This is a genomic window from Pseudomonas sp. NY11955, assembly GCF_048068035.1.
Classification (GTDB): domain Bacteria; phylum Pseudomonadota; class Gammaproteobacteria; order Pseudomonadales; family Pseudomonadaceae; genus Aquipseudomonas.
The window spans coordinates 65,545-87,360 of the sequence record NZ_JBLUPS010000011.1 but is presented as its reverse complement, the minus strand read 5'-3'; the positions used below and the strand labels follow the sequence as shown (position 1 = coordinate 87,360).

19 protein-coding genes are annotated in these 21,816 nt (G+C 62.4%); 15 read left to right on the top strand and 4 right to left on the bottom strand.

The window, feature by feature from the left end:
• Positions 1-31: 31 nt before the first annotated feature.
• Entirely contained in the window at positions 32-1,744 is a 1,713-nt protein-coding gene (locus ACNFBR_RS20215; RefSeq protein WP_416736491.1) for a SulP family inorganic anion transporter, read from the bottom strand.
• A 118-nt stretch (positions 1,745-1,862) separates the two neighbouring features.
• Between ACNFBR_RS20215 and ACNFBR_RS20210 the strand changes: the two genes are divergently transcribed.
• The 3 genes from ACNFBR_RS20210 to ACNFBR_RS20200 all read left to right on the top strand — a co-directional run bounded on the left by ACNFBR_RS20210 (position 1,863) and on the right by ACNFBR_RS20200 (position 5,963).
• Positions 1,863-2,369 (top strand): sigma-70 family RNA polymerase sigma factor, encoded by a 507-nt coding sequence (locus tag ACNFBR_RS20210; RefSeq protein ID WP_416736490.1) that lies wholly within the window; start codon positions 1,863-1,865, stop codon positions 2,367-2,369.
• A complete protein-coding gene (locus ACNFBR_RS20205; protein ID WP_416736488.1) occupies positions 2,366-3,313 on the top strand; it encodes a FecR domain-containing protein in 948 nt (315 codons plus the stop codon). Before ACNFBR_RS20210 ends, ACNFBR_RS20205 begins: the two co-directional genes overlap by 4 nt.
• Before the next feature lie 247 nt (positions 3,314-3,560).
• Positions 3,561-5,963, top strand: coding sequence for a TonB-dependent siderophore receptor (locus tag ACNFBR_RS20200; RefSeq protein WP_416736487.1), 2,403 nt, complete (start codon positions 3,561-3,563; stop codon positions 5,961-5,963).
• Positions 5,964-6,020: 57 nt separating this feature from the next.
• Here ACNFBR_RS20200 and ACNFBR_RS20195 read toward each other — a convergent pair whose 3' ends face one another.
• Complete coding sequence (locus ACNFBR_RS20195) at positions 6,021-6,935, bottom strand: LysR family transcriptional regulator (RefSeq protein WP_416736486.1); 915 nt, start codon at positions 6,933-6,935, stop codon at positions 6,021-6,023.
• Positions 6,936-7,052: 117 nt separating this feature from the next.
• On the opposite strand from ACNFBR_RS20195, the gene ACNFBR_RS20190 reads away from it, so the two are divergent.
• Positions 7,053-7,901: a type 1 glutamine amidotransferase domain-containing protein gene (locus ACNFBR_RS20190; protein WP_416736485.1), complete on the top strand. Its 849-nt coding sequence runs from the start codon at positions 7,053-7,055 to the stop codon at positions 7,899-7,901.
• Positions 7,902-8,050: 149 nt separating this feature from the next.
• Complete coding sequence (gene lgt / locus ACNFBR_RS20185; protein ID WP_416736484.1) at positions 8,051-8,869, top strand: prolipoprotein diacylglyceryl transferase; 819 nt, start codon at positions 8,051-8,053, stop codon at positions 8,867-8,869.
• A 32-nt stretch (positions 8,870-8,901) separates the two neighbouring features.
• Here lgt and ACNFBR_RS20180 read toward each other — a convergent pair whose 3' ends face one another.
• Positions 8,902-9,825, bottom strand: coding sequence for a TIGR03571 family LLM class oxidoreductase (locus tag ACNFBR_RS20180; protein ID WP_416736483.1), 924 nt, complete (start codon positions 9,823-9,825; stop codon positions 8,902-8,904).
• Positions 9,826-10,052: 227 nt separating this feature from the next.
• Here ACNFBR_RS20180 and ACNFBR_RS20175 point away from each other — a divergent pair, with 227 nt between their 5' ends.
• Positions 10,053-10,958 carry a LysR substrate-binding domain-containing protein gene (locus tag ACNFBR_RS20175; protein WP_416736482.1) on the top strand — a complete coding sequence of 302 codons (906 nt, stop codon included), beginning with the start codon at positions 10,053-10,055 and terminating at the stop codon, positions 10,956-10,958.
• Positions 10,870-12,516 (top strand): xylulokinase, encoded by a 1,647-nt coding sequence (locus ACNFBR_RS20170; protein WP_416736481.1) that lies wholly within the window; start codon positions 10,870-10,872, stop codon positions 12,514-12,516. Before ACNFBR_RS20175 ends, ACNFBR_RS20170 begins: the two co-directional genes overlap by 89 nt.
• A gap of 45 nt (positions 12,517-12,561) precedes the next feature.
• On the opposite strand, the gene ACNFBR_RS20165 is transcribed toward ACNFBR_RS20170, so the two are convergent.
• Positions 12,562-13,494 (bottom strand): LysR family transcriptional regulator, encoded by a 933-nt coding sequence (locus ACNFBR_RS20165; RefSeq protein WP_416736480.1) that lies wholly within the window; start codon positions 13,492-13,494, stop codon positions 12,562-12,564.
• A gap of 205 nt (positions 13,495-13,699) precedes the next feature.
• On the opposite strand from ACNFBR_RS20165, the gene ACNFBR_RS20160 reads away from it, so the two are divergent.
• The 8 genes from ACNFBR_RS20160 (at position 13,700) to ACNFBR_RS20125 (ending at position 21,641) form a co-directional block, all read left to right on the top strand.
• Positions 13,700-14,218: a flavin reductase family protein gene (locus tag ACNFBR_RS20160; RefSeq protein ID WP_416736479.1), complete on the top strand. Its 519-nt coding sequence runs from the start codon at positions 13,700-13,702 to the stop codon at positions 14,216-14,218.
• Between the two features lie 50 nt (positions 14,219-14,268).
• Entirely contained in the window at positions 14,269-15,252 is a 984-nt protein-coding gene (locus tag ACNFBR_RS20155; protein WP_416736478.1) for an ABC transporter permease, read from the top strand.
• A 47-nt stretch (positions 15,253-15,299) separates the two neighbouring features.
• The gene (locus ACNFBR_RS20150) at positions 15,300-16,232 is read left to right on the top strand and encodes a substrate-binding domain-containing protein (protein ID WP_416736477.1); all 933 of its coding nucleotides are present in this window, start codon (positions 15,300-15,302) and stop codon (positions 16,230-16,232) included.
• 14 nt (positions 16,233-16,246) lie between these two features.
• Complete coding sequence (locus ACNFBR_RS20145) at positions 16,247-17,743, top strand: sugar ABC transporter ATP-binding protein (RefSeq protein ID WP_416736476.1); 1,497 nt, start codon at positions 16,247-16,249, stop codon at positions 17,741-17,743.
• Between the two features lie 9 nt (positions 17,744-17,752).
• A complete protein-coding gene (locus ACNFBR_RS20140) occupies positions 17,753-18,550 on the top strand; it encodes an SDR family NAD(P)-dependent oxidoreductase (RefSeq protein ID WP_416736475.1) in 798 nt (265 codons plus the stop codon).
• A gap of 72 nt (positions 18,551-18,622) precedes the next feature.
• Positions 18,623-19,741, top strand: coding sequence for an LLM class flavin-dependent oxidoreductase (locus ACNFBR_RS20135; protein ID WP_416736474.1), 1,119 nt, complete (start codon positions 18,623-18,625; stop codon positions 19,739-19,741).
• Positions 19,742-19,779: 38 nt separating this feature from the next.
• Entirely contained in the window at positions 19,780-20,658 is an 879-nt protein-coding gene (locus ACNFBR_RS20130) for a transketolase (protein ID WP_060492854.1), read from the top strand.
• A gap of 2 nt (positions 20,659-20,660) precedes the next feature.
• Positions 20,661-21,641 carry a transketolase family protein gene (locus tag ACNFBR_RS20125; protein ID WP_416736473.1) on the top strand — a complete coding sequence of 327 codons (981 nt, stop codon included), beginning with the start codon at positions 20,661-20,663 and terminating at the stop codon, positions 21,639-21,641.
• Positions 21,642-21,816 lie beyond the last annotated feature (175 nt).

Sequence of the window (21,816 nt, the reverse complement as noted above, 5' to 3'; positions counted from 1 at the left end):
ATGGCCTCTAAGCGGGCATGTACGGAAAAGCCTAGGGCTGCCAATCAACCCCACTTTCTTCCAGATAGGCATCCACCGCTGCCCCCACAGTGGGATGAAAAGCCCGCTCTCCCATATGCTCGAACAACCCGAAGCGCCGCATCTTGTCCTTCACCGGGTCCTTCATCTCGGCAAACTGCAACTCAATCCCCCGTGCTTCCAGCACCCGGTCCAGCTCGGCCAGCATGTCTGCCGAGGTGATGTCGATACTGGTCACCGGTTCTGCCGCGATGATCAAGCGCTGGACCGGTGTCGGCGATTCGTCCACAGCTGCCATTACCGTGCTCTGGAACTGCTCGGCATTGGCAAAGAACAGCGGCGCGTCCCAACGCAGCAACACCAGCCCCGGAATGCGTCGGGCCTGTGGATAACGCTGCACATCATGGTACCCCCGGGTGCCATCCACCCGGCCCAGCACCGCATGGTGCGGCCGCCAGCCGTCCCACAGAAACTCGATCACGGCAATGGCCACGGCGATGCAGATACCGGGAATGGCCCCAAATACCGCCACGCCGACGAAGCAGGTGAACGACAGCCAGAACTCCCACTGCTGCATGCGAAAGATGCGTTTGAGGTCGGCGAACTCGAACAGCCCCAGTGCTGCCGCAATCACCACCGCAGCCAGAGCGCTGTTGGGCAAATGCTGCATCAGATTGGGCGCTACCAGCAGCAACAGGGTTACCGCCAGCGCGCCGATGATACCGGTGAGCTGGGTCTGCGAGCCGGCGGCTTCGGCCACTGGGGTGCGCGACGAACTGCTGCTGATCGGGATGCCCTGGAACAGCCCCGAAGCCAGGTTGGCCACGCCCAGGCCGAACATTTCCTGGTTGGGGTTTACCGGCATCTTCAGGCGTGCGGCATAGGAGCGTGACAACACGCTGGTATCGGCGAACGACACCAGCGCCACGGCAATCCCGCCCAGTAGCACTTCGACCAGGTCAATGTCGGTTACCCAGGGGAACACCAAGCTGGGCAGGCCCTGGGGCAATTGCCCGAGTACCTTGACGCCCATCTGGTCGAGGTTGAACAGGCTCACTGCCAGCGTCGCCAAAACCACGGCGATCAGGATGCCTGGCAGGCGCTTGAACGGTTTGAGCAGCAGAATCAGCGCCAGGCTACCGGCACCCACGATGAAGCTTGGCCAGTGCCCTTGGCCGGCGAACAGCGCCTGGCCCAAGTGCCAAAGGTCACGCAAGGGCCCCTCGCTGTCGACTTTGAGGCCGAACAGTTTGGGCAACTGGCTGATCAATACGGTGAGGGCGATGCCGTTCATGTAGCCATAGCGGATGGGCTTGGACAGCAACTCGGTGATAAAGCCCAGGCGCAGCAGCCCGGCAACCACACAGAACGCCCCGGCCACCAGGGCCATCATGCTGGCGATGGCGATCGCCCGCTGCGGGTCGCTGGCGGCGTACTGCACCACCACTGCCAGGATCGGCGCGGCCAGCGCCGAGTCCGGGCCCAGCACCAGGATGCGGCTGGGGCCGAACAGGGCGTAGGCCAGCAGCGGGATGATGGTGGCGTACAGGCCATAGATACCGGGGACACCGGATGCTTCGGCGTAGGCGATGCCCACGGGAACCAGCATGGTGGTGAGCACCAGGCCGGCAGCGATGTCCTTGGGTAACCAGGCCGCTTTGTAGTGGAGCAGGGTGACCAGGCCGGGCAGCCAGCGTTGCCAGTCGAAGCGAGTGGGGTCAGGCATGGTGCGGGCTCTGGGGAAGGAGGGGGCTCAATCACAGAATAGGTGTTGGAGCCGGGTAGCGCTTCTCCCTTCCTGCCTATAAGATGCGATAAATTCTCATTAACACTTGGTCCTGCCCGTGCCCGCATCTCATACCAGCAAGCTGGGTTTGTTTTTCAGCGATCACCACCGTTGGTTACTGCGGCACGTACAACGGCAGCTGAGCAACCGCCCGGACGCCGAGGACACGGCGGCCGAAACGTTCTGCCAGCTGCTTGCAGCCCGGGTCGACCCGGAGGCCATCGAGCAGCCGCGAGCCTACCTCTCGACCATTGCCCGACGGCTGATTTCCGACCGGCTTCGCCGCCGACGCCTTGAACAGGCCTACCTGGAGCGGCTGATGCTGCTGCCCGAGGAACTGGCGCCCTCGCCGGAAGAAACCCACCTGCTGCTGGAAGCCCTGCATGCCATTGACCGCAGCCTGGCCGGGTTGCCGCTGGTGGTGAAGAAGGCGTTTCTCATGAGCCAGCTCGATGGCCTGACGTATGCGCAAATCGGCCGACGGCTGGACGTATCGGAACGCACGGTTGGTCGCTACATGACCCAAGCCCTGCGCCAGTGCTACCTGAGTGGGGTGCAAGCTTGAATCGGCACGTATTGAGCCCGGCCGCCGAACAGGCCGTCGCCTGGATGGTGCGCCTGCGCTCCGGGCGTGACGATGCCCGGCAACAGGCCCTGTTCCAGCAGTGGCTGGGGGATGACCCGGCCAATGTGCATGCCTGGGAGCAATTGCAGCGCGGCCTGGGCGAGCACTTCGAGGTTGTGCGCCGAGCGCCCGGCGCTTTGCGCGATACCTTGCTGCAGCCGGAAATCGGCCGGCGCGATGTGTTGCGGGCAATGGCCGGGCTTTCGTTGCTGGGTGGCAGCCTGTGGTTTGCTGCCCGTAGCGACACCGGCCAGGCATTGATGGCCGATTTGCGTACGGGTACCGGCGAACGTCGCAGCCTGACACTGACTGACGGCAGCCGCTTGACCCTGAATGCCGGCAGTGCGGTCGACCTCGCCTTCTCCGGTAGCCGTCGCTTGCTGCGCCTGCGCAGGGGCGGGCTGGTGGTGCAGGTGGCTGCAGACCCAGCCCGGCCGTTCATCGTGCGTAGCGACCAAGGTGATGTCCGCGCACTGGGTACGCGTTTTCTGGTCGAGCAACTGGCGGAGGCCACCCGCGTGGTGGTGCTGGAGCATGCCGTGCGCGCTTCGTTGCCCAATGGTAGCGAACTGGACCTGGAGGAGGGCCAGGCGGCGTTGCTGCATGCGCAGCGCATCGAGCCGCTGGCGGCTGGCCAGGCCTACCGCGCCGACTGGGTGCAAGGCCACCTCAGTGTGCTGGACGAGCCCCTGGGGGCGGTTATCGAAGCCCTGCGCCCGTATCGCTCGGGGCTTGTGCGCGTCAGCCCGCAGGTGCGCAACCTGCGTGTGCAGGGCGTGTTCCCGCTGGATGACAGCGAGCGTACTTTGGCTGCCCTGGAAGAGACGATGCCGATCCGTGTCGAGCGCTACGGCCCCTGGCTCACCCTGATCGATGCGCGCTGAGCCGGCAAGACCCGCTCCCATCTCGACCGCATCGACCTGTAGGAGCAGCCTTGCGCTGCGAAGAGGCAATAACTGCCGATTAGAGAATCTCTTGTCTTACCGCCTCTTCGCAGCACAAGGCTGCTCCTACAGAGTCCGTATCAGCTTTAAGGATTGCTTTTGAATGAAAATTTTTATCATTCGTGTCCGGTTTTTTTCGCTCGTCCCACCTCTCTCCTGACAACAGTAAAAATTCAGGAGTATCCACGTGTTCAAACCTTGGCCCCTCGCCCTTGCCATTGCGCTGGCAACCGCACCAACGGCCTTTGTCCAGGCGCAAGGTCCGGTGCAGCAACAGGTGCAGCGATTCGACCTGCCCACCGCCAGCCTGGCGCAAACCCTCAACGCCATTGCCCGCCAAGGTGGGCAGGTGATGTCGCTGGACCCGGCCCTGGTCGTCGGCAAACAGGCACCCGCCATCCACGGTGAGATGAGTGCCTTGCAAGCTGTACAGCAGGCGCTGGCAGGCAGCGGCCTGGAGCTGATCGTCACCGGCAGCGGCACCTTCAGTGTGGTGCCGGCGGTCGACGCCAAGGGTGCGTTGGAGCTGGGTGCTACCAACATCAACAGCGTAGGGCTAGGCGAAACCACCGAGGGCTCTGGCTCGTACACCACCGGCGCCGTGACGATCGGCAAGACTCCGCAGTCGCTGCGCCGCACACCGCAGTCGGTAACTGTGGTCACGCGCAAACTGATGGACGACAAGAACCTGGTGTCCCTGGACCAGGTGATGGCCCAGACCACAGGCATCACCCGCGCCAACCGTGGCTACGGCAACCACCACTTCAGCTCCCGCGGCTTCGACATCACCGACGACAGCTACATGGTCGACGGCGTGGCCGGGCAGGCCTACGCCTACACCGGCTGGATGATCCCGGACATGGCGGTGTTCGACCGTGTCGAGGTACTGCGAGGCGCCTCGGGCTTGTTGGTCGGGGCGGGCAACCCTGGCGGCGCGGTCAACCTGGTGCGCAAGCGCCCGACCCTGGAGCCGCGTTTCTCGGTGACCACCCGTGCTGGCTCCTGGGACAATTACCGGCTGGACCTGGATGCCAGCGGCAGGCTGAACCCGGAAGGCTCCCTGCGCGGCCGCGTGGTGGCGTCCTACGAGGACCGTGGTTACTTCACCGATGTCAGCAAGTCCAAGCGGCCGTTGCTGTACGGCATTGTCGAAGGCGACCTGAGCGACGCCACTACCGTCGCCCTGGGTTTGCGCCGGCAGACCTCGCGCATTGACGGCTACAGCGTGCTGGGCCTGCCGAACAACCCGGATGGCAGCAACCCGCACCTCAAGCGTTCCACCTTCCTGGGCCAGGACTGGGCCACGCTGCAGACCCGTACCGATGAAGTGTTCGCCGACCTCAATCACCGTTTCAACGACGACTGGACCGGCAAGCTGGCGCTGTCGCACTCCGAAAGCAGCTACAACCGCAGCGCCATCGAATGGAGCGCAGAGGACACGCTGGAGTACGGCAGCCCCACTGGGCCGATGATCAACGACACCAGCTTTCACAAGTTCGATGTCACCGCCAACGCGGTGGACGGCCACCTGGACGGCGAGTTCGAAGCTTTTGGCCTGAGCCATCAGCTGTCGCTGGGGGCCAACTGGTCCAGGCGCAAGATGAACGACAAGGACGCCACGGTAAAACTGGACAGCCCCATCCCGCTCAATGTGTTCGACCCGGACCACAGCATTGTCCCCGAGCCTTCGCGGCAGGGCTGGGACTACAAGGACGACACCTTCGATACCCGTTACGGCACCTACCTCAATGCTCGCCTGCACATGACCGAGGACCTCAGCCTGGTACTGGGCGGGCGCTTGAGCTGGTACAAGACCGAAGCCTGGAGTGGCGAGCTGAAAAGCACCAATGAACAGAAGCACGAGTTCACGCCCTTCGTCGGTGCCATCTATGACTTGGACAACAACTGGTCGTTGTACGCCAGCTATGCCGACATCTTCATGCCCCAGGCCAGCTATCGCACTGCCGGTGGCAAGATGCTCGACCCTGCCATCGGTTCCAACTACGAAACCGGCATCAAGGGCGAGTTGTTCGACAAGCGTCTGAACCTGTCCTTTGCGCTGTTCTATATCGAGCAGGAGGACGTCGCCGCCCGCGACTATGCCAACGATGGCAACTGCCCCTCGGACGTTGCCGGCCGTTGTTACGTGAACAGCGATGGCATCAGCCGCAGCAAGGGCTTCGAGGCGGAGGCCAGTGGCGAGTTGCTGCCGGGCTTGCAGGTGGCGGCGGGTTATACCTTCAACACCACGCAGTCGGAGACTGGCGGGCCGATCTCGGCACAAACGCCCAAGCACCTGCTGCGGGTGAACACCAACTACACCCTGCCGGGTGAGTGGAACCGCTTAAGTGTTGGCGGTGGCGTGTCGGCCCAGTCCCACTACTACGACGCCTACAATGGTGTGAGCAACAGCGGCCGGGCGGTGTTCGATGCACGGGCGGCGTACAAGCTCGACCAGCACTGGACCGTGGGCGTGGACGTGGAGAACCTGCTGGACCGCAAGTATTTCGACTCGACCGGTTACTGGACCCGCGGCACTACCTACGGCGCGCCGCGTAGCTACATGCTGACCTTGCGTGGAGATTTCTGAAGCTCGCCGCAAACACCCCGCTGAATTGCGCTCCTGATGTTGGACACAAATCCAACCTCAGGTTGCGCCTTCATCCACAGCCGTAGCTATCAGAAAATCGATCAATGCCCGGCTGGCCGCGGACAGTTGGCGATGCGGCGGATAAATGATCGAGAAAGGCCGTCGGGCACCTTCGTAGTCCTCCAACAAACGCTCCAGCCGGCCCTGCTGCAGGCGTTCGGCGACGATGAACTCGTAAGTCTGGCAGATCCCGACACCCTGATCGGCCAGTGAGATGCAACCCAGCACATCGTCCGCCACCACCGGATTTCCCTGCGGTATGAAGAGTATTTCCTCCTCACCTTGGCGGAACTGCCAAACGCCTGGCCGGCCGTTGCTGGGCATTACGAAAGGCAGGCAGTTGTGTCCGGCCAACTCTGCTATGGATTGCGGCCTGCCGGCACGCGAGATGTAGGCCGGCGCCGCCACCAGGCAAAGCCGAGCTTCCTCCAACCGACGCGCCACGAGGGCGCTATCCGGCAAGACGCCAAGACGAATGGCCAGGTCATACCCTTCGGCCACCAAGTCGACATTACGATTGGTGATGCTCAACTCGACCTGTACTTTCGGATAACGCAGCGCGAAGGCTGCCAGCATGGCCGGCAACCGGTGGTGCCCATAGGTGGTCGGCGCGCTCAGGCGCACACGGCCCTGCACCTCGCCATGGCCGCTCAGTGCTCGCTCCGCGCTGGCGATCTGCTGGAACGCAGCGCGGGCCTGCTCGATGTATTCCAGGCCACTGTCGGTGACGCTCAATCGACGCGTGGTGCGGCGTAGCAGTTGCACCCCTAGGTGCGCCTCAAGCCGCGAAATCGCCCGACTAATCACGGATGGTGTGGTGGCGAGGGCCACCGCTGCCGCGCTGAGCGAGCCACGCTCGACCACCTCCAGCAGCGCCTCGACATCCCCTAAGTGATCAAACCGTCGCGCCATCTTGTTCTCCAGAGCAAAACTGCTTTCCCGCCCCCCCAATTTATCGCCTGGTTGATCATCAATAAAGTGTCCATCAGGGCACGGCATCCGGCTTGTGCATGAATGGGAGGAAATGCGATGGGGACCTACCGACGACTGATCCTGGCTGCTGTCATTGGCAGCGCGAGCTTGGGCGCCCACGCGGCGAACGTGCTGGTGGTGCTGTCCGACGAGAGCCACCTAGACCTGCGCGATGGTAAGGCCTTCGCCACCGGCTTCTACCTCAACGAGCTGCTGCAGCCGACCAAAATGCTGCTCGACGCCGGCCACCAAGTGACCTTCGCCACTCCCCTCGGCCGTGCGCCTACTCTGGACCGCAGCTCGGCCGCCGCCCAGTACTTCGGCAACGATCCAAAGCAATTGGAGCAATACCAGGCGCTGCTGGACCAGTTGCAGCTTACTTCTGCGGAGCATTCGCCGGTGATCAGCCTGGCCCGTGTGGAGCAGATTGGCTATGGGAAGTTCGATGCAGTCTACGTGCCCGGCGGCCATGCCCCGATGCAAGACCTGCTCGCCGACCCGGCCCTGGGTCGTCTGCTTCGTGCGTTCCACGCCGAGGGCAAAACCACCGCGTTGCTCTGCCACGGTCCCATTGCTCTGCTCTCGGCGCTGGACCAGCCGCGCAAGTTGATCCAGGCACTGGAGAGCGGGAGCCCGACAGCGATGCCCGACGACTGGATCTATTCCGGCTACCGCATGACGGTTATCAGCAACCAGGAGGAAGAACAGGCCAAGGGCCTGCTCGGCGGGGGGCAGATGAAGTTCTATCCGCAGACCGCCCTGGAGCGCGCGGGCGGGCAGTATCAGAGCAACCCGTCGCCCTGGACGCCTAATGTTGTCATCGACCGTGAATTGATAACCGGGCAGAACCCGGCATCGGCGACGCAGGTGGGCCAGGCTGTATTGCAGCGTCTGCAGAAACACTGATCAACAGGGGAGCCCATAACCTGCACTTAATCCAAACGCCTCAGCCTTGCCAAAATTTCACGCCCCCTGGGGCGCCAAGTGCTAGGCCTACCCCCGTTCCATGCCCGCACAGATGAAGAAAACGACCAACACTGTTGGAGGCTACACACATGATGATCCACTGGAGCTTTGACCCTGTCCTGGTGACTTTCGGGCCATTCTCTATCCGCTGGTACGGGGTACTTTTCGTCGGCGCATTCCTGGGGGCACAAAGAATACTCAGAGGCATCTTCAAGGCTGAGGGCATCAACCCGGAGTACGCAGAGCGGTTGCTTTACTTCGCGCTGGTCGGCGCCATCGTTGGCGCACGACTTGTCCATTGCTTGTTTTACGACCCTGATTACTATCTCGCCAATCCGTGGGCGATCCTCCGTGTTTGGGAAGGAGGCCTGGCTAGCCACGGTGGAATGATCGGTGTACTGATTGGACTGTGGCTTGGATCTCGCTCAGTGAAATCGGAGATGCCCTTCCTCTGGTTGATCGACCGGGCAAGCCTTCCCGCAGCATTGGGAGCAGCGCTTGTACGAATCGGCAATTTTCTGAATTCCGAGATTCTGGGCAAGCCTACCTATTCAGATTGGGGCGTCGTATTTCAGTCCGTTGATGCAGTACCACGCCATCCCGTTCAACTCTACGAAGCGCTAGCCTATCTGCTGACGTTCTTGGTTCTGCTGGGTTGCTACCAAAAATTCAAGCACCGCACTCCCCATGGCCTGCTGTTTGGCCTGTTTTTGACCCTGGTGTTTTCGGCCCGCTTGATCCTCGAGTTTTTCAAGGAGCCGCAGGCCGCCTACGAAGCCCACCAACTGTTCAGCACAGGTCAGTACCTTAGCCTTCCAATGGCGTTGATAGGCGCAATACTGACTGGCTGGGCGATCGTGCATTCTGCACGCGAGCTCAAGAAGATGGCTGAGTCCGCACAGGCTTGACGAGCGGGCTTGGCTCCAGATTGAACAATCGGCTACCCATGGAAATGCGGTAGCACGAATGTTCCCAACTCCTCCAGTGTCTCGTCCAACGGGCGCCGGTTGTGCCGCAAATGGAGACCAATATGCGCCACGCCCGCCGCGCGCATGGCTTCGAGTTCGGCAATCAACCCCTTGCGCCCCACCTTGCAGCCGAAGCGGTGACGCTCCAGCGGCGCTTCGGGGTTTTCATCCAGGTCCAGGTGAAGGAATGACACGTATGGCTTGTCTCCCGCCACCTCACGCCACACACCCGCGCGACGTACGTGTTCGGTGGGGGTGCCAGGGTAGGCCAGCCAGCCGTCCAAGTGCTCGCCGACCCAGGCCGGGCTCTGTTGCGCCAGGCCCGCCACGAGAAGCGGTATAGGCTGGTGCGGCCTTGGAAGTACTTCGACGCCAGCCGGTAGATCGGCACTGCGCCACTCGCGCAGCAGGGTGATTTGCTTTCGAAACACTTCGCCACGGTTATCGAAGTCGCGGCCGAACAGCGGGTACTCCACGGGGCGGTCACCACTGGCCACTCCCAGTAGCAAGCGTCCGCCACTTAGCAGGTCGACGCTGGCAGCCGCCTTCATGGTCAGCAACGGTTCGCGGATCGGCAACACCACTGCGGCGGTGCCGAGCAGGATATTGCGGGTCACACCGGCCAGGAAACCTAGGTAGGTGAATACCTCGAACACCTGTGCGGCATCGCCGAACTTTGGATCGTACAGGGGTACGTCGCGCACCCAAAGCGCTCGGAATCCCAGGCGGTCAGCGAGGGTAGCCAAGCGTGCGTGGTGGGTGAGATCCGGTATCCCGAACGGTGTCCCCGCCCGCTGCCGAGACTGCTCGCGCACGCTGTTCCAATCGTTGTCCAACGGCAGTTCGAGGCCAATGCTCAGGCCTCCAGTGGTAAGTTTCTGCAAAGTAGAATTCATGGTTGGGGATCGCAAGAAAAGAAATGGCGACCAGCCTAAGGCAGCTCCAGCTTGTGCAGTAGACCCGGATAATTCAAATCAATTGTGAATTGAGGTTGTGAATGTCGCTGGGCTCTTTGTGGAGCCGCCTCACTTGTCAGTGATCCTGAAAACAGTTTTTACCCGTTGCCGTCTGCCCAGCCCCCATATCGCACGCTAATCTTTCTATTTGTGCCCAAGGATCAGCAATGGCCCGACTTGACATCAACCGCTCCGGTGAACTGGAGGTGTTCGTGCGTGTCGTCCAGGCCGGAAGCTTCTCGGCAGCGGCGCGAGACCTGCGTATAACGCCCTCGGCGGTGAGCAAGCTTGTCGCACGCCTGGAAGGGCGGCTGGGGTCACGACTGTTCAACCGTTCGACCCGCCAGCTGAGCCTGACCCATGAAGGTCGCGCTTACTACGAGCGTGGCGTGGGGCTACTGGCCGATCTGGACGAACTGGAGCGCAACGTTGCCTCCCAGGATGCGCCGCGAGGACGGGTACGCATCAATGCCAACATGGCCTTCGGTTATCACTACCTGTTGCCGCTGGTCCCACTGCTCATCAAGCACTTGCCAGAAGTGAAGCTCGATCTGGTGCTGACCGACGAGGTGATCGACGTAGTCGGCCAGCGCACCGATATCGCTGTACGAGCAGGCCCCATGAAAAGCTCCAACCTGGTCGCTCGCAAGCTTGGCCACACGCGCATGGTGATCGTTGGCGCGCCCGGCTATCTTCAACTTCATGGTGTTCCAGACTGTCCCGCAGCGCTGCAGCGCCACAACCTGCTGACGGCCAACTATGCGCGAGCCTTCAATGGCTGGCCTCTGCTGGATGGGGGGCAGGTGATCAAAGTGGTTACGGCAGGCAACGTTCAGGCCAGTGATGGCGAAGCCTTGCGCCGCTTGGCGCTCAGTGGCACAGGGTTGGCGAGGTTGGCGGCGTTCCGGGTGCGTGAGGACATCGCCGAGGGGCGTCTGGTGCCGGTGATGGAGGCGTACAACCCAGGCGACCTGGAAGAAGTTCATGCAGTGTTCGTCGGCCAGGACGGCTATGTACCGCTGCGGGTTCGCGCGGTGCTGGATTTTCTCGTCGAGCACGTACACGTTCAATGACCGTGGCCGTGCGCCGGTCACCCTGGTCGAGGTGCGCAATGTGAGCAGCCAGGCGATTCTCATTGGTGTCGATCTGGGTACCTCCAGCACCCGAGCCGTGGCCCTCGATGCCCAGGGCACATTGCGTGGTGTCGCACGCGTGGGCGATGTGCCGATGGCGCAGAGGCCCGGGCAAGGCATGGCGCGGGAGGGGTTTCTCGATGCACCGCTGGCGGCCATCCGGCAAGCGCTTGTCGACGCCCGGGCGAGCCCGGCGCAGGTATCCGGGATCGCATTGTGTGGGCAGATGGCCGGGCTCTGCGCGGTGGATGCCATGGGTGAACCCGCGACTTCCTGCGATGCCTGGCTCGACCTGTCGTGTGCCTCAAGCGTGGCCTTGTTGCGGTCGCATGAGCGGGAGATCGTGGCGCGTTCGGGCAGCCAACTGATCGCCAGCCATGGAGCCAGGTGGCTGCAGATCCGCCAGCAACAGCCAGATCGCTACCAGCGCTTGTGCAAGTTGACGGTGCCTTCTGCTTTGGTGGCCGGACGGCTGTGTGGGCTGCCTGGGCAAGCGACGTTCATGGATACCACTTGCCTGGGGTTCAACTGTTTTGCCGATGTTGCTTGCGGTGGCTGGAACCTTGATTTGGTCCGGGCGTTGGCGCTCGACCCTGCGCACCTACCGCGCGTCATCGAACCCTGGGAGCGGGTCGGTGGTTTGACCCGCGACATAGCCCAGGCGCTTGGTCTTCTTCAGGGTACGCCGGTGTTCGCCGGGTGCGGCGATGTCGCCGCGACCTTGCTGGGCGCTGGCGTGTCAGTGCCAGGGCAGCTAGTGGACATTGCGGGTACCGGCTCTGTGTTCTGCGCGGTACGTGACGACTTCAGCGTGGACGACCAGCACCACACATTGCTGACCCTGCGCCACTGCATACCGGGCCTCTATTACAGCGCTGGCTACGTTGGTGGCGGCGGGTTGTGCTGTGACTGGCTGGAGTCGCTGCGGGCTGAAGCCCGCCCGCCTCAGGATGTCAGCGCGGCATTGCGAGAACGCGCACAGATGCCACCGCTGTTGTTCGTACCGCACATGGGCGGCCGTCATTTGCCGTTGTTTGCGGATATGCGCGGTGCCTTTGTTGGCCTGACCTGGCAGCACGGCCTGGCCGACATGCAGCGGGCGATGGTCGAGGCTACCGCCTTTGAGTACGCCGGTTTTCTGGAGGCCATGCGGGGCACCGGTTTGAGGCCCGTCGAAGGTGGTGTGCTGGTGGTAGGCGGGGGGGCCTCGAGCCAGGTGTTCAACCAGATCAAGGCCGACGTGCTAGGGCTGGCCTATCGTCGTCACGGGGTATTCGAGGCCGCGGCCCGAGGGGCGGCGCTGTTGGCCGGCCACGGAGCTGGGGTTTTCACCGACCTGAGCAAGGCTGCTGGGCGGGTGACGGAGGCGGTGAATGGGATCACGCTGCCGGACCAATCGAAGCACGGGTTGTACCAGCAGCGGCGGGAGGTGTACGGCAGGATGCTGGAAGCGCTTGGGCCGGTATTCCAGGACATGGCGAGGCTGCCATGGATGTAGACCGGTCGGTGCTGGCCTGATTGTGGTTGCAGACCTCTTGAGCCCTCAATGTCCCTCGGGCCTGAGCAGGTGGCGCGCAGGAGTTTCCAGTTCGTTGAAATAACGCACTGCGAAATCGACGAATGCCCGTACCCGTTGGGGCAGTTTCTTACCGCCCTCGGTCAGCAGGTGGAAGCCGGTCGCTGGGCAGCTGAAATCCTCCAGCAACGGCACCAGGCGCTGTTCGTGAATATCTTCGGCAACCTCCCAGACAGACTTCCAGGCGATCCCCAACCCTTGCAGCGCCCATTGGCGCAGGGTGAAACCATCGTTGACCAGGCGATTACCCCGGACTTGCACCGAAAACGTTTCCCCGTCACGCGTGAAGCGCCACTTGTCCTGGGGGAAATCCGCCTGTAGATGAATCAGGCAGTTGTGCTCCAGCAACTGCTCCGGGCACAGCGGCGTACCGTGGCGTGCCAGGTAATCCGGCGAGCAGCAGACAATGCGCCGGTCACCTCCCAGCGAACGCGCCACCAGGGTACTGTCAGGCAGATTGCCATAGCGGATCGCAATGTCCGAGCCGGATTCGACGAAATCCAGCAAGCGGTCGGTGAAGAACAACCGCACGGTGACATGGGGGTGCTCCTCGACGAAAGCGTCAACCAATTGGCTGACCCACTGGCGGCCCAGATCGGTGGGGCAGGTGACGCCGATCGTACCGCGCAGTTGTGCGCTACCACCACGGATGACGCCGTCGAGCGCCTCCACGTCCTCCAGGATCTTCTGCGCCGCCTCGAACAGGTACAACCCTTCGGCGGTGGGGCTCAACCCACGTGTGTTGCGCTTGAGCAGGCGCAGACCATAGAACTCCTCCATCGCCTTGAGGCGACCGCTCATGGCTGCTGGCGAAAGGCCAAGCTGACGCCCGGCCATCGACAATGAACCGCTTTGTACCACCAGCCTGAACAGCCGTAGGTCCTGGAGCCTGTCTGCCATGGTGTCACCTCGTTGTCGTCATTGCGTGCCAGGGCATCATTTTTCACGTTTGCTTAAAGCTAGGCAATGTAATGGCTTGAAGGCGGCTAATACAGGGGGTGGCCTTTCGAATGCGCTGAAAAGTCATTCCGGGAAAATCGAATACTTGTCGGGTAGAAACGCTCCTTAACATGGCAACAGGCTCAACGCTAAGAGGAGTTGAATGATGTCTGTTGCATCGAATCAAACCACCCACGGCAATCAGGATGTCGCCGATCTGTTTCGCAGCGCCATGGGGCGTTTCGCCTCATCGGTCACCTTGGTCACCACGGTCGACGAGCACTGCTGCCCGCACGGCCTGGCCGCCACCGCGTTCTCCTCGGTTTCGATGGACCCCGCATCCGCGCTGGTCTGCGTCAACCGTACTTCCAGTGCGTCACCCATCATCAAACAGTCCGGCCTGTTCTGCGTGAACATGCTGCAGAAAGAGCATGAGGCCCTGTGTGCCATCTTCAGCAAGCCTGAGCTGCGAGACCGGCGTTTCGTCGATGGCGACTGGGCTGTGGGCGTCAACGGCCTGCGCTACCTGGCCGACGCCCAGGCTTCGATCTTCTGCGAAGTCGTCGAGGCGGTCGAATACGGCTCCCACACCATCTTCATCGGCAATGTCGTGAACGTCATGACCCAGTCGCTGGAGTCGCCACTCGTGTACATGGGTGGGCGCTTCAGGGAACTGGCAGCCTGACTGCAATTAGTGCTCGTACCCCTCAAATAAATACAAGAAGTGGTGTTCGTATGTATGGCTTCAGTTCCAAGGTGCGCCTGATCCCGCCTTCATTCAAGCTCAACGCCCAGGCGTCGGGCATCACCGGCCCGTTGCTCGGTCTGGTCCTTCTGTGCGTGGTGCTCAGCCTGACCACCGACGCATTTCTCACCTTGAGCAACCTCCTCAATATCCTCGATCAAGTGACCGTACTGGGCATCATGGCCTTGGGCATGACACTGGTTATCCTGATTGGCGGAATCGACCTGTCAGTCGGGGCGGTGCTGGCCGTGTCGATCATGGTCATGAGCTGGGCCGAGCACGTCATCGGCCTGCCCATGGGCTTGGCGATCGGCGCGGCACTGCTTACTGGCGCGGCTTGCGGTGGTGTCACCGCGGTACTGGTGGTGCGTGCCGGATTGCCTTCGTTCATCGCCACCCTGGCCATGATGTCCGTTGCCCGTGGCCTGGCCTACATGGTTACGGACGGTACGCAGATCAGCGGCTTTCCAGAATGGTTCGGCAACCTTTCCATCATCCGATACGCCGGTGTGGTGTCGCTGACTGTGGCCTGTTTCGTGGTTCTGGCCCTGCTGTTCTGGTTCGTGCTGCGCTTCACCGTGGCCGGGCGCAGCCTCTATGCCATCGGCGGTAGCGCCAAGGTCGCCAAGCTGTCGGGCATCCGGGTCAAGACCCATACCGCCATCGTTTACGTGATCTGTGGCATCACCGCCGCGTTGGGTGGGGTCATCCTCACTTCGCGCCTTGACACCGCCGGTGCTGGCGCCGGGGTCGGCTACGAACTGGATGTAATCGCTGCCGTGGTGATCGGCGGCGGCAGCCTCAAGGGCGGCGCAGGCAGCGTGGTCGGCACCTTGGTGGGTGTCCTGATCATCGGCGTACTGCGCAACGGTTTGAACCTGGCCGGCATCTCGCCCTTCGTCCAGCAAGTGATCATTGGCGCTGTCATCGCCGCTGCCGTGATGCTCGATGCCATGAAGCGAAAGACCGCGTAACAACCACATCAGCCTTTGACAATCAGAACAATTCTGGAGGCGTGTAAATGAACGTTTTCTCTTCACGTGTGCGCGTTTTTCTTGCCCTGCTGCTGCTGCCTGCCCTGGCCAGTGCTGAAGGCAAACCGCTGAAAGTGGGTATGTCTATCCCGAGCCTGCAATGGGAGTTCTACCTGATGGTGCGTGACGGCGTGCTGGAGCAGGCCGCGAAAGATGGCATCGAGGAGGTCTTGGTCGTTGACGCGCAGGCCGACGCCGCGCGTCAGGTCAGCCAGATTCAGGACTTGCTGAGCAAAGGTATCGACGTGCTGCTGTACACCGCCACCGGGTCCGCTGCCTCGGCCGTGCCAGTACGCCTGGCCAAACAGCAGGGTGTACCGGTGGTGTGCGTCGATAACTTCCCGAAGAACGTCGAGTGTGACGCCTACATCTCCACTGACAACACCGCCGCCGCCGCCGAGCTGGCGCGTCAGGTGGTGAAACTGACCGGTGGCAAGGCGCAGATCGGCCTGCTCCAAGGGACCCTTGGCGACACCACCGAGAAGACCCGCGCCGATGGTTTCGACGTCGAACTGGCCAAGACCCCGGGAATGGTGATCGTCGATCGCAAACCCACCGACTGGCTGCAGGACAGCGGCTTCAAGGTGGCCCAGGACATGTTGCAGAAGCATCCGCAGATCGATGTCTTCGTTGGCCGCTCAGATGCCCCGGCCTTGGGTGCCGCCCAGGCCTTACGCGTGGCCAACGTACAGCACAAGGTGTGGATTTTCGGCTACGACGGCCTGCGTCCTGCGCTGGAGGCGGTGCGTGACGGCAAGATGGACATGACCATCACCCAGCAAGCTGTGGAGATGGGCCGTGTCGTCCTGCGCACTGCGCTGGCCCTCAAGGCTGGCGTGCCGGTGGAGAAAAATCAGGCGCTGCCCGCTTTCGTCACCACCCGCGAGAACGTCGAGACGTTCATCGCCCGCCACCCATGAAAAGGACGCCGAGCATGAAAATGGCAAGCACGCACGCGCCCTTCTTCTGCGCCGACCAGTTGGGGATGTCATTCAATGGTGTCGGTGTGCTGGAAAGCATCAGCCTGGAGATAGGCCGGGGTGAAGTGGTGGCGTTGTTGGGCGAAAACGGCGCTGGCAAGTCCACGCTGTCGTCGATCATCGCCGGCGCCCTGTGCCCGAGCCGTGGCCGCATGACCCTCGAGGGCCAGCCCTATGCGCCGACCTGCCCGAAGGATGCCATCGCCCTGGGTGTGATCATGATCCACCAGGAAATTCAGTTGCTGCCTGAGCTGAGCGTGGCGGAGAACATCTTCCTTGGCCATCTGCCGACCCGCAGTGGCGTAGTTGACCGCCAGCGTATGCGCCGCGAGGCACAGGTACAGCTAGAGCGCCTGGGCCTGGACATTTCGCCGGACACACTGGTGCGTGAGCTGAGCATTGCCGCTCAGCAGCTGGTGGAAATCGCCAAGGCCCTGACCCTCAACTCACGGCTGCTGATCCTTGATGAGCCCACCGCCGCGCTGGGCACAGAGGAGACTGAACGGCTATTCGAGCAGATCGAGGCGCTCAAGCGCGAAGGTGTGTCGTTCATCTACATCAGCCACCGAATGGAAGAAATTGGCCGTATTGCCGACCGCATCGTGGTGATGCGTGACGGCCACCTGGTGGCCCATCACGCTCAAGCGGATGTCGAGGTGGACCTGTTGGTGGCACAGATGGTCGGGCGTTCGATCGAGCGGCTGTTCCCAGTGATCGCAGCGCCCCGTGCCCGAGAGGTGTTGACGGTGCGTCACCTGACTTGCCGCAGCAAACGCTTCCAGAACATCTCGTTCTCGGTGCGCGCCGGTGAAGTGTTCGGTATCGCCGGAATGGTCGGCGCTGGGCGTAGCGAGGTTATCCGGGCCATTGCCGGGGTCGACCCGGTGGCCAGCGGCGAGGTGACAGTCGACGGCCAGGTCCTGCGCCTGGACGGTGTGCGCGCTTCGATCTATGCCGGTGTCGTGCTGGTGCCCGAGGACCGCAAGGCCGAAGGCGTGGTACTGGACCATTCGATTGCCGAGAACCTGGCGTATTGCAACCTTGACCGCCTCGGCATTCGAGGGTTGCTGACGCGGGGCAGAATCGATGCTTTCGCCAGCGAGCGCATCGCCACCCTCGGCGTCAAGGGCGATCCGGACAAGCCCCTGGACAAGCTTTCCGGCGGCAACCAGCAGAAGGTAGTGATCGCCAAATGGATCGCGCGGCAGCCCAAGGTGATCATCCTCGACGAGCCGACCCGTGGCATAGACATGGGGGCCCGCGCCGCGATCTACCAGTTGATCGCCGACCTCGCCGCCAGTGGCGCGGCCGTGGTGGTGGTGAGCTCGGACCTGGACGAGGTGATTGGCCTTTCCCACCGTGTGATGGTCATGGCCCGTGGCACTTGCCAGGGCATTCTCGTCGGTGAGCACGTCGCACCGCAGCAGATCATGGCCCTGGCGACTGCCTGAGGAGTGCCGATGGACGCTATCGAATACCAGCACCTTCCCGAGACGCCGTTCGAGAGCCTGCTGGACCTGGACGGCCAAGTGGCAGTGGTCACCGGAGGCAGCTCTGGGATCGGCCTGGACATTTCCCGGCGCCTGGCCCAGGCCGGTGCGCGCGTGGTGATCGGCAGCCTGGCCCGCGAGCGCACCGATGAGCTGATGGACGAAGGCTTGGCCGTGCACTTCGTCGCTACCGATGTCAGCTGCCGTGCGCAACTCGAACGGCTAGCGGCCGAGGCGAGTGGGCAGGGCAGGCTGCGCATCTGGGTGAACAACGCTGGCATCTACCCACTCAAGGCCATCGACGAAGTGGACGAGGGCTTTTGGGATCGCATGCAGGCAATCAACACCCGCGCCGCATTTTTCGGCGCCCAGTGCGCCCAGGCGCAAATCCGCCGACACGGGGAGGGCGGCAGCATCATCAACCTGTCGTCGGTGTGCGGTCATCGACCGATGGCCAACCATGTGACCTACGACACCAGCAAGGGCGCGATCCTGGCCATGACTCGCAGCTTGGCCAAGGACCTGAGCCGTCATGGCATCCGGGTCAACTCCATCTCGCCCGGGCTGACCGCGACACCGGGCAACCTGGAACCCGAATTGTTCCGCCAGCACCAGCACAACCGTGTGCTGGAAAACATCCCACTGGGCCGCCCCGGGGAGCCATACGAAATCGCCAACGTGGCGTTGTTCCTGGCCTCGCCCTTGGCCTCGTACCTCACCGGCACCGACATCACGGTCGACGGCGGCTGGCTGCTGCACGGCAGCTGACGCCCTCGCCCTACCGCCAAGGCGCCTGTGTGGGTGCCTGGGCACGCTATCGCCTGATAAAGGAGAACCATCATGAAACTCGCGATGTTCATGCAGCCTCTGCACCACAAGGGCTGGGACTACCATGAAATGTACGACCAGGACATAGCCTGTGTCGTCCATGCCGATCAGGTCGGCTACGACGAAATGTGGATCGGTGAGCACACCTCGCAGCGCACCGAGCCGATTACCAACGCCCTGCAATTCATGTCTGCACTGATCCCGCTGACTCAGCGCATCAAACTGTGCACCGGTGTGCTCAACCTGCCGCACCACCACCCGGCGCGCATTGCCGCCGATGCTGCCATGTTCGACCACATGAGCCGCGGCCGCTTCATCATGGGTATCGGCCCAGGGGGGTTGGCCTCCGACTTTGAAGTGTATGGCAGTAACGGCAAGGATCGTGGCCGGATGATGGTCGAGTGCTACGAGATGATCCGCAAGATCTGGAGCAGCAATGCACCCTACCAGTTCTCTGGCGAGTTCTTCGATGTGTCGCTGGTGAACACGGTCAATCATGAGCTGGAGATCGGCTACATGCCCAAGCCGTTCCAGCATCCGTTCCCGCGCCCTGCCACGACCGCCATGAGCCCGTTCTCCAGCACGGCGAAACTGGCCGGCAGCAAGGACTGGGACCTGATGTCCGCGAACTTCAACCCGACCGCGACGGTAGCGTCGCACTGGCAGGCTTACCTCAAAGGTGCCGAGGAGGCCGGCCACCAGGCCGACCCGCGCAACTGGCGCGTGGCGCGCTCGGTGTTCGTCGCAGACTCCAAGGCCCAGGCCGAGGATTACCTGGCTGACCCGAACTGCACCCTGCGGCGTTACTTCGAGTACATGATCGATAACCTCGCCAGCAACAACTACATGCAAATCTTCAAGACCCGCCCTGACATGACTGACGCCGAGGTCACGGTCGATCACTGCATCCGCGAGATGGTGATTTACGGGGATGCCGACAGCGTGGTCGAGCAATTGGTCGCCTTCAGTGAGCGGACCGGCCCGTTCGGCACCCTGATGACCACTTTCCACGAATGGGATGACGAGGCCTTGTGGCGCCGTTCGATGGAATTGACCGCCCGTGAAGTGATGCCACGACTGAGCCGTTACATGCAGCCGCGTCTCGATGCAGCCATGGCCGTCAGCGCCTGACTGATGCCTTCAGAACGTTTACCGATCCAAGGTGCAACATGACCCTAGCAGTTGATCCGAGCAACACCGACGAATACGCGCTCACGCCGAGCGAGCTGGCGCGCCTGCGTGAAAAGGCGCAGTTCATCCGCCTGGAAACCATCCGCCTCATCGAGATCGCCAAGGTGGGCCACTACACTTCGGTGTTTTCCGCGGCCGAGCTGTTCGCCGCGCTGTACTACGACGTGATGTCCCTGCGCCATGGTGAGCCCAAGTGGCCGCTGCGCGACCGCTTCATGATGGGCAAGGGCCACGCCGCCGTGGGCCTGTTCCCGGTGCTGGTGGAGTGGGGCTTCTTCGACAAGGAGATCCTCGACGGCTACACCCGCCTGGGCAACCCGCTGGGTGATCACCCGGACATGCGCAAGGTGCCCGGCGTGGACTTCTCTTCAGGCTCCATCGGCCATGCGCTGTCGGGCGGTTTGGGTATGGCGATGGCCGGGCGCATGCTCGGCCAGGACTTCACCACGTTTGTCATGGTCGGCGACGGTGAAATGCAGGAGGGCCAGGTGTGGGAAGCGGCCATGGCCGCCTCGCATCACAAGGTAGGCAACCTGGTGGCCATCGTCGATCGCAACGGCTTCCAGCTCGATGGCAGCGTTGACGATGTGATTGGTGTCGAGCCACTGGCTGACAAATGGCGTGCGTTCGGCTGGGAGGTCTACGACGTCGATGGCCACGACCTGGCCGCGCTGACCCCTCTGTTGCGGCGTATCAAGGCTGAAAAGGGCCGTGAGAAGCCGGTGTGCATCATTGCCCAGACCCTCAAGGGTAAAGGCGTCTCGTATATGGAGACGGAACCTGGTTGGCACCTGGGCTACCTGGACCCTGAAGACGCGCAACGCGCCATCGACGAAATCAAGAGCAAGGTGATCTGATCATGAATACTGCCCCCCTGTCCCCCAACTCCTGGCAGTACCGTGCCCTCAATACCCAAACGCCTGGCCTGGATGCGTTGTCCGATGCTTTGCTGGCGTTGGTCGAGCAGGGCGAACCGGTGGTCGCTGGTACTGCGGACCTTCAATACTCCAACGGCCTGGCCAAATTCGCTCAGCTTCATCCGGAGCGCTTCGTGCAGTTCGGTATCTCCGAGCAGAACATGGTGTCATGTGCCGCCGGTATGGCTGCGGTCGGCATGAAGCCGTTCGTGGCCACCTTTGCTTCGTTCCTGCCGCTTTTATGCTGCGAGCAGATCCGCATGGATGTCGCTTACTCGGCGCTACCGGTGCGCCTGATTGGCCACCACGCCGGGATATCCCTGGGCTTCTATGGAACCTCGCACCATGCCACCGAAGACCTGGCGATCATGCGCGCGATTGCTGACATCACCATCGTCGCACCGGCCGATGCCAACCAGCTCAAGGCCGCGATCAAGGCCTCGGCCAATCACCCGCAGCCAATCTACTTCCGCATCCAGCGCGGGCGTGACCCGGTGGTGTACGAAGAAGAACCTGTGTTCGAGTTTGGTAAGGCCACCACGTTGCTGACCGGTGACGAGCTGACCATCATCGCCACAGGCTCGACTGTGCACCCGGCGCTGCAGGCGGCCATGGCGCTCAATGCCCAGGGGCGTTCGGTGGGGGTACTGGACATGACCACGGTCAAACCGCTGGATGTGGAGGCAGTTCTGCGCGTGGCGCGCCAAAGCCGGGCGATCCTTACCGTCGAGGAGCACAACATCATCGGTGGCTTGGGGGGCGCTGTGTGCGAGGTGATCGCCGAGGCTGGCATTGGCACGCGCATCCGCCGCCATGGCATCTACGACGAGTACAGCCTGATCGCACCGCCTACCCACCTCTATCGTCACTACAAGCTGGATGCCGAAGGCATCGAAAGTGTGGCCAGAGAGTTGATCGACTGACCTGAAGCCGCAGTTCACCCACTGCAGTGCCAGCACGTTCCTACGGCGATCATCTCGACGTCTGTAGGGGCGTGTTGGGCACACTCGGCAGGGCTGGCCCTGCTGAGCCTTTCCTGCGACTGACAACTTCAACAGAACCCCAATAAACCTTTTTCGCCGCGATCGCGCGGCGGGT

What these genes read in the sequence shown, in the direction of transcription:
- ACNFBR_RS20215 (WP_416736491.1), bottom strand. Translation starts at nt 1,744, where the DNA reads ATGCCTGACCCCACTCGCTTCGACTGGCAACGCTGGCTGCCCGGCCTG.
- ACNFBR_RS20195 (WP_416736486.1), bottom strand. Translation starts at nt 6,935, where the DNA reads ATGGCGCGACGGTTTGATCACTTAGGGGATGTCGAGGCGCTGCTGGAG.
- ACNFBR_RS20190 (WP_416736485.1), top strand. Translation starts at nt 7,053, where the DNA reads ATGGGGACCTACCGACGACTGATCCTGGCTGCTGTCATTGGCAGCGCG.
- lgt (WP_416736484.1), top strand. Translation starts at nt 8,051, where the DNA reads ATGATGATCCACTGGAGCTTTGACCCTGTCCTGGTGACTTTCGGGCCA.
- ACNFBR_RS20180 (WP_416736483.1), bottom strand. Translation starts at nt 9,825, where the DNA reads ATGAATTCTACTTTGCAGAAACTTACCACTGGAGGCCTGAGCATTGGC.
- ACNFBR_RS20175 (WP_416736482.1), top strand. Translation starts at nt 10,053, where the DNA reads ATGGCCCGACTTGACATCAACCGCTCCGGTGAACTGGAGGTGTTCGTG.
- ACNFBR_RS20170 (WP_416736481.1), top strand. Translation starts at nt 10,870, where the DNA reads ATGCAGTGTTCGTCGGCCAGGACGGCTATGTACCGCTGCGGGTTCGCG.
- ACNFBR_RS20165 (WP_416736480.1), bottom strand. Translation starts at nt 13,494, where the DNA reads ATGGCAGACAGGCTCCAGGACCTACGGCTGTTCAGGCTGGTGGTACAA.
- ACNFBR_RS20160 (WP_416736479.1), top strand. Translation starts at nt 13,700, where the DNA reads ATGTCTGTTGCATCGAATCAAACCACCCACGGCAATCAGGATGTCGCC.
- ACNFBR_RS20155 (WP_416736478.1), top strand. Translation starts at nt 14,269, where the DNA reads ATGTATGGCTTCAGTTCCAAGGTGCGCCTGATCCCGCCTTCATTCAAG.
- ACNFBR_RS20150 (WP_416736477.1), top strand. Translation starts at nt 15,300, where the DNA reads ATGAACGTTTTCTCTTCACGTGTGCGCGTTTTTCTTGCCCTGCTGCTG.
- ACNFBR_RS20145 (WP_416736476.1), top strand. Translation starts at nt 16,247, where the DNA reads ATGAAAATGGCAAGCACGCACGCGCCCTTCTTCTGCGCCGACCAGTTG.
- ACNFBR_RS20140 (WP_416736475.1), top strand. Translation starts at nt 17,753, where the DNA reads ATGGACGCTATCGAATACCAGCACCTTCCCGAGACGCCGTTCGAGAGC.
- ACNFBR_RS20135 (WP_416736474.1), top strand. Translation starts at nt 18,623, where the DNA reads ATGAAACTCGCGATGTTCATGCAGCCTCTGCACCACAAGGGCTGGGAC.
- ACNFBR_RS20130 (WP_060492854.1), top strand. Translation starts at nt 19,780, where the DNA reads ATGACCCTAGCAGTTGATCCGAGCAACACCGACGAATACGCGCTCACG.
- ACNFBR_RS20125 (WP_416736473.1), top strand. Translation starts at nt 20,661, where the DNA reads ATGAATACTGCCCCCCTGTCCCCCAACTCCTGGCAGTACCGTGCCCTC.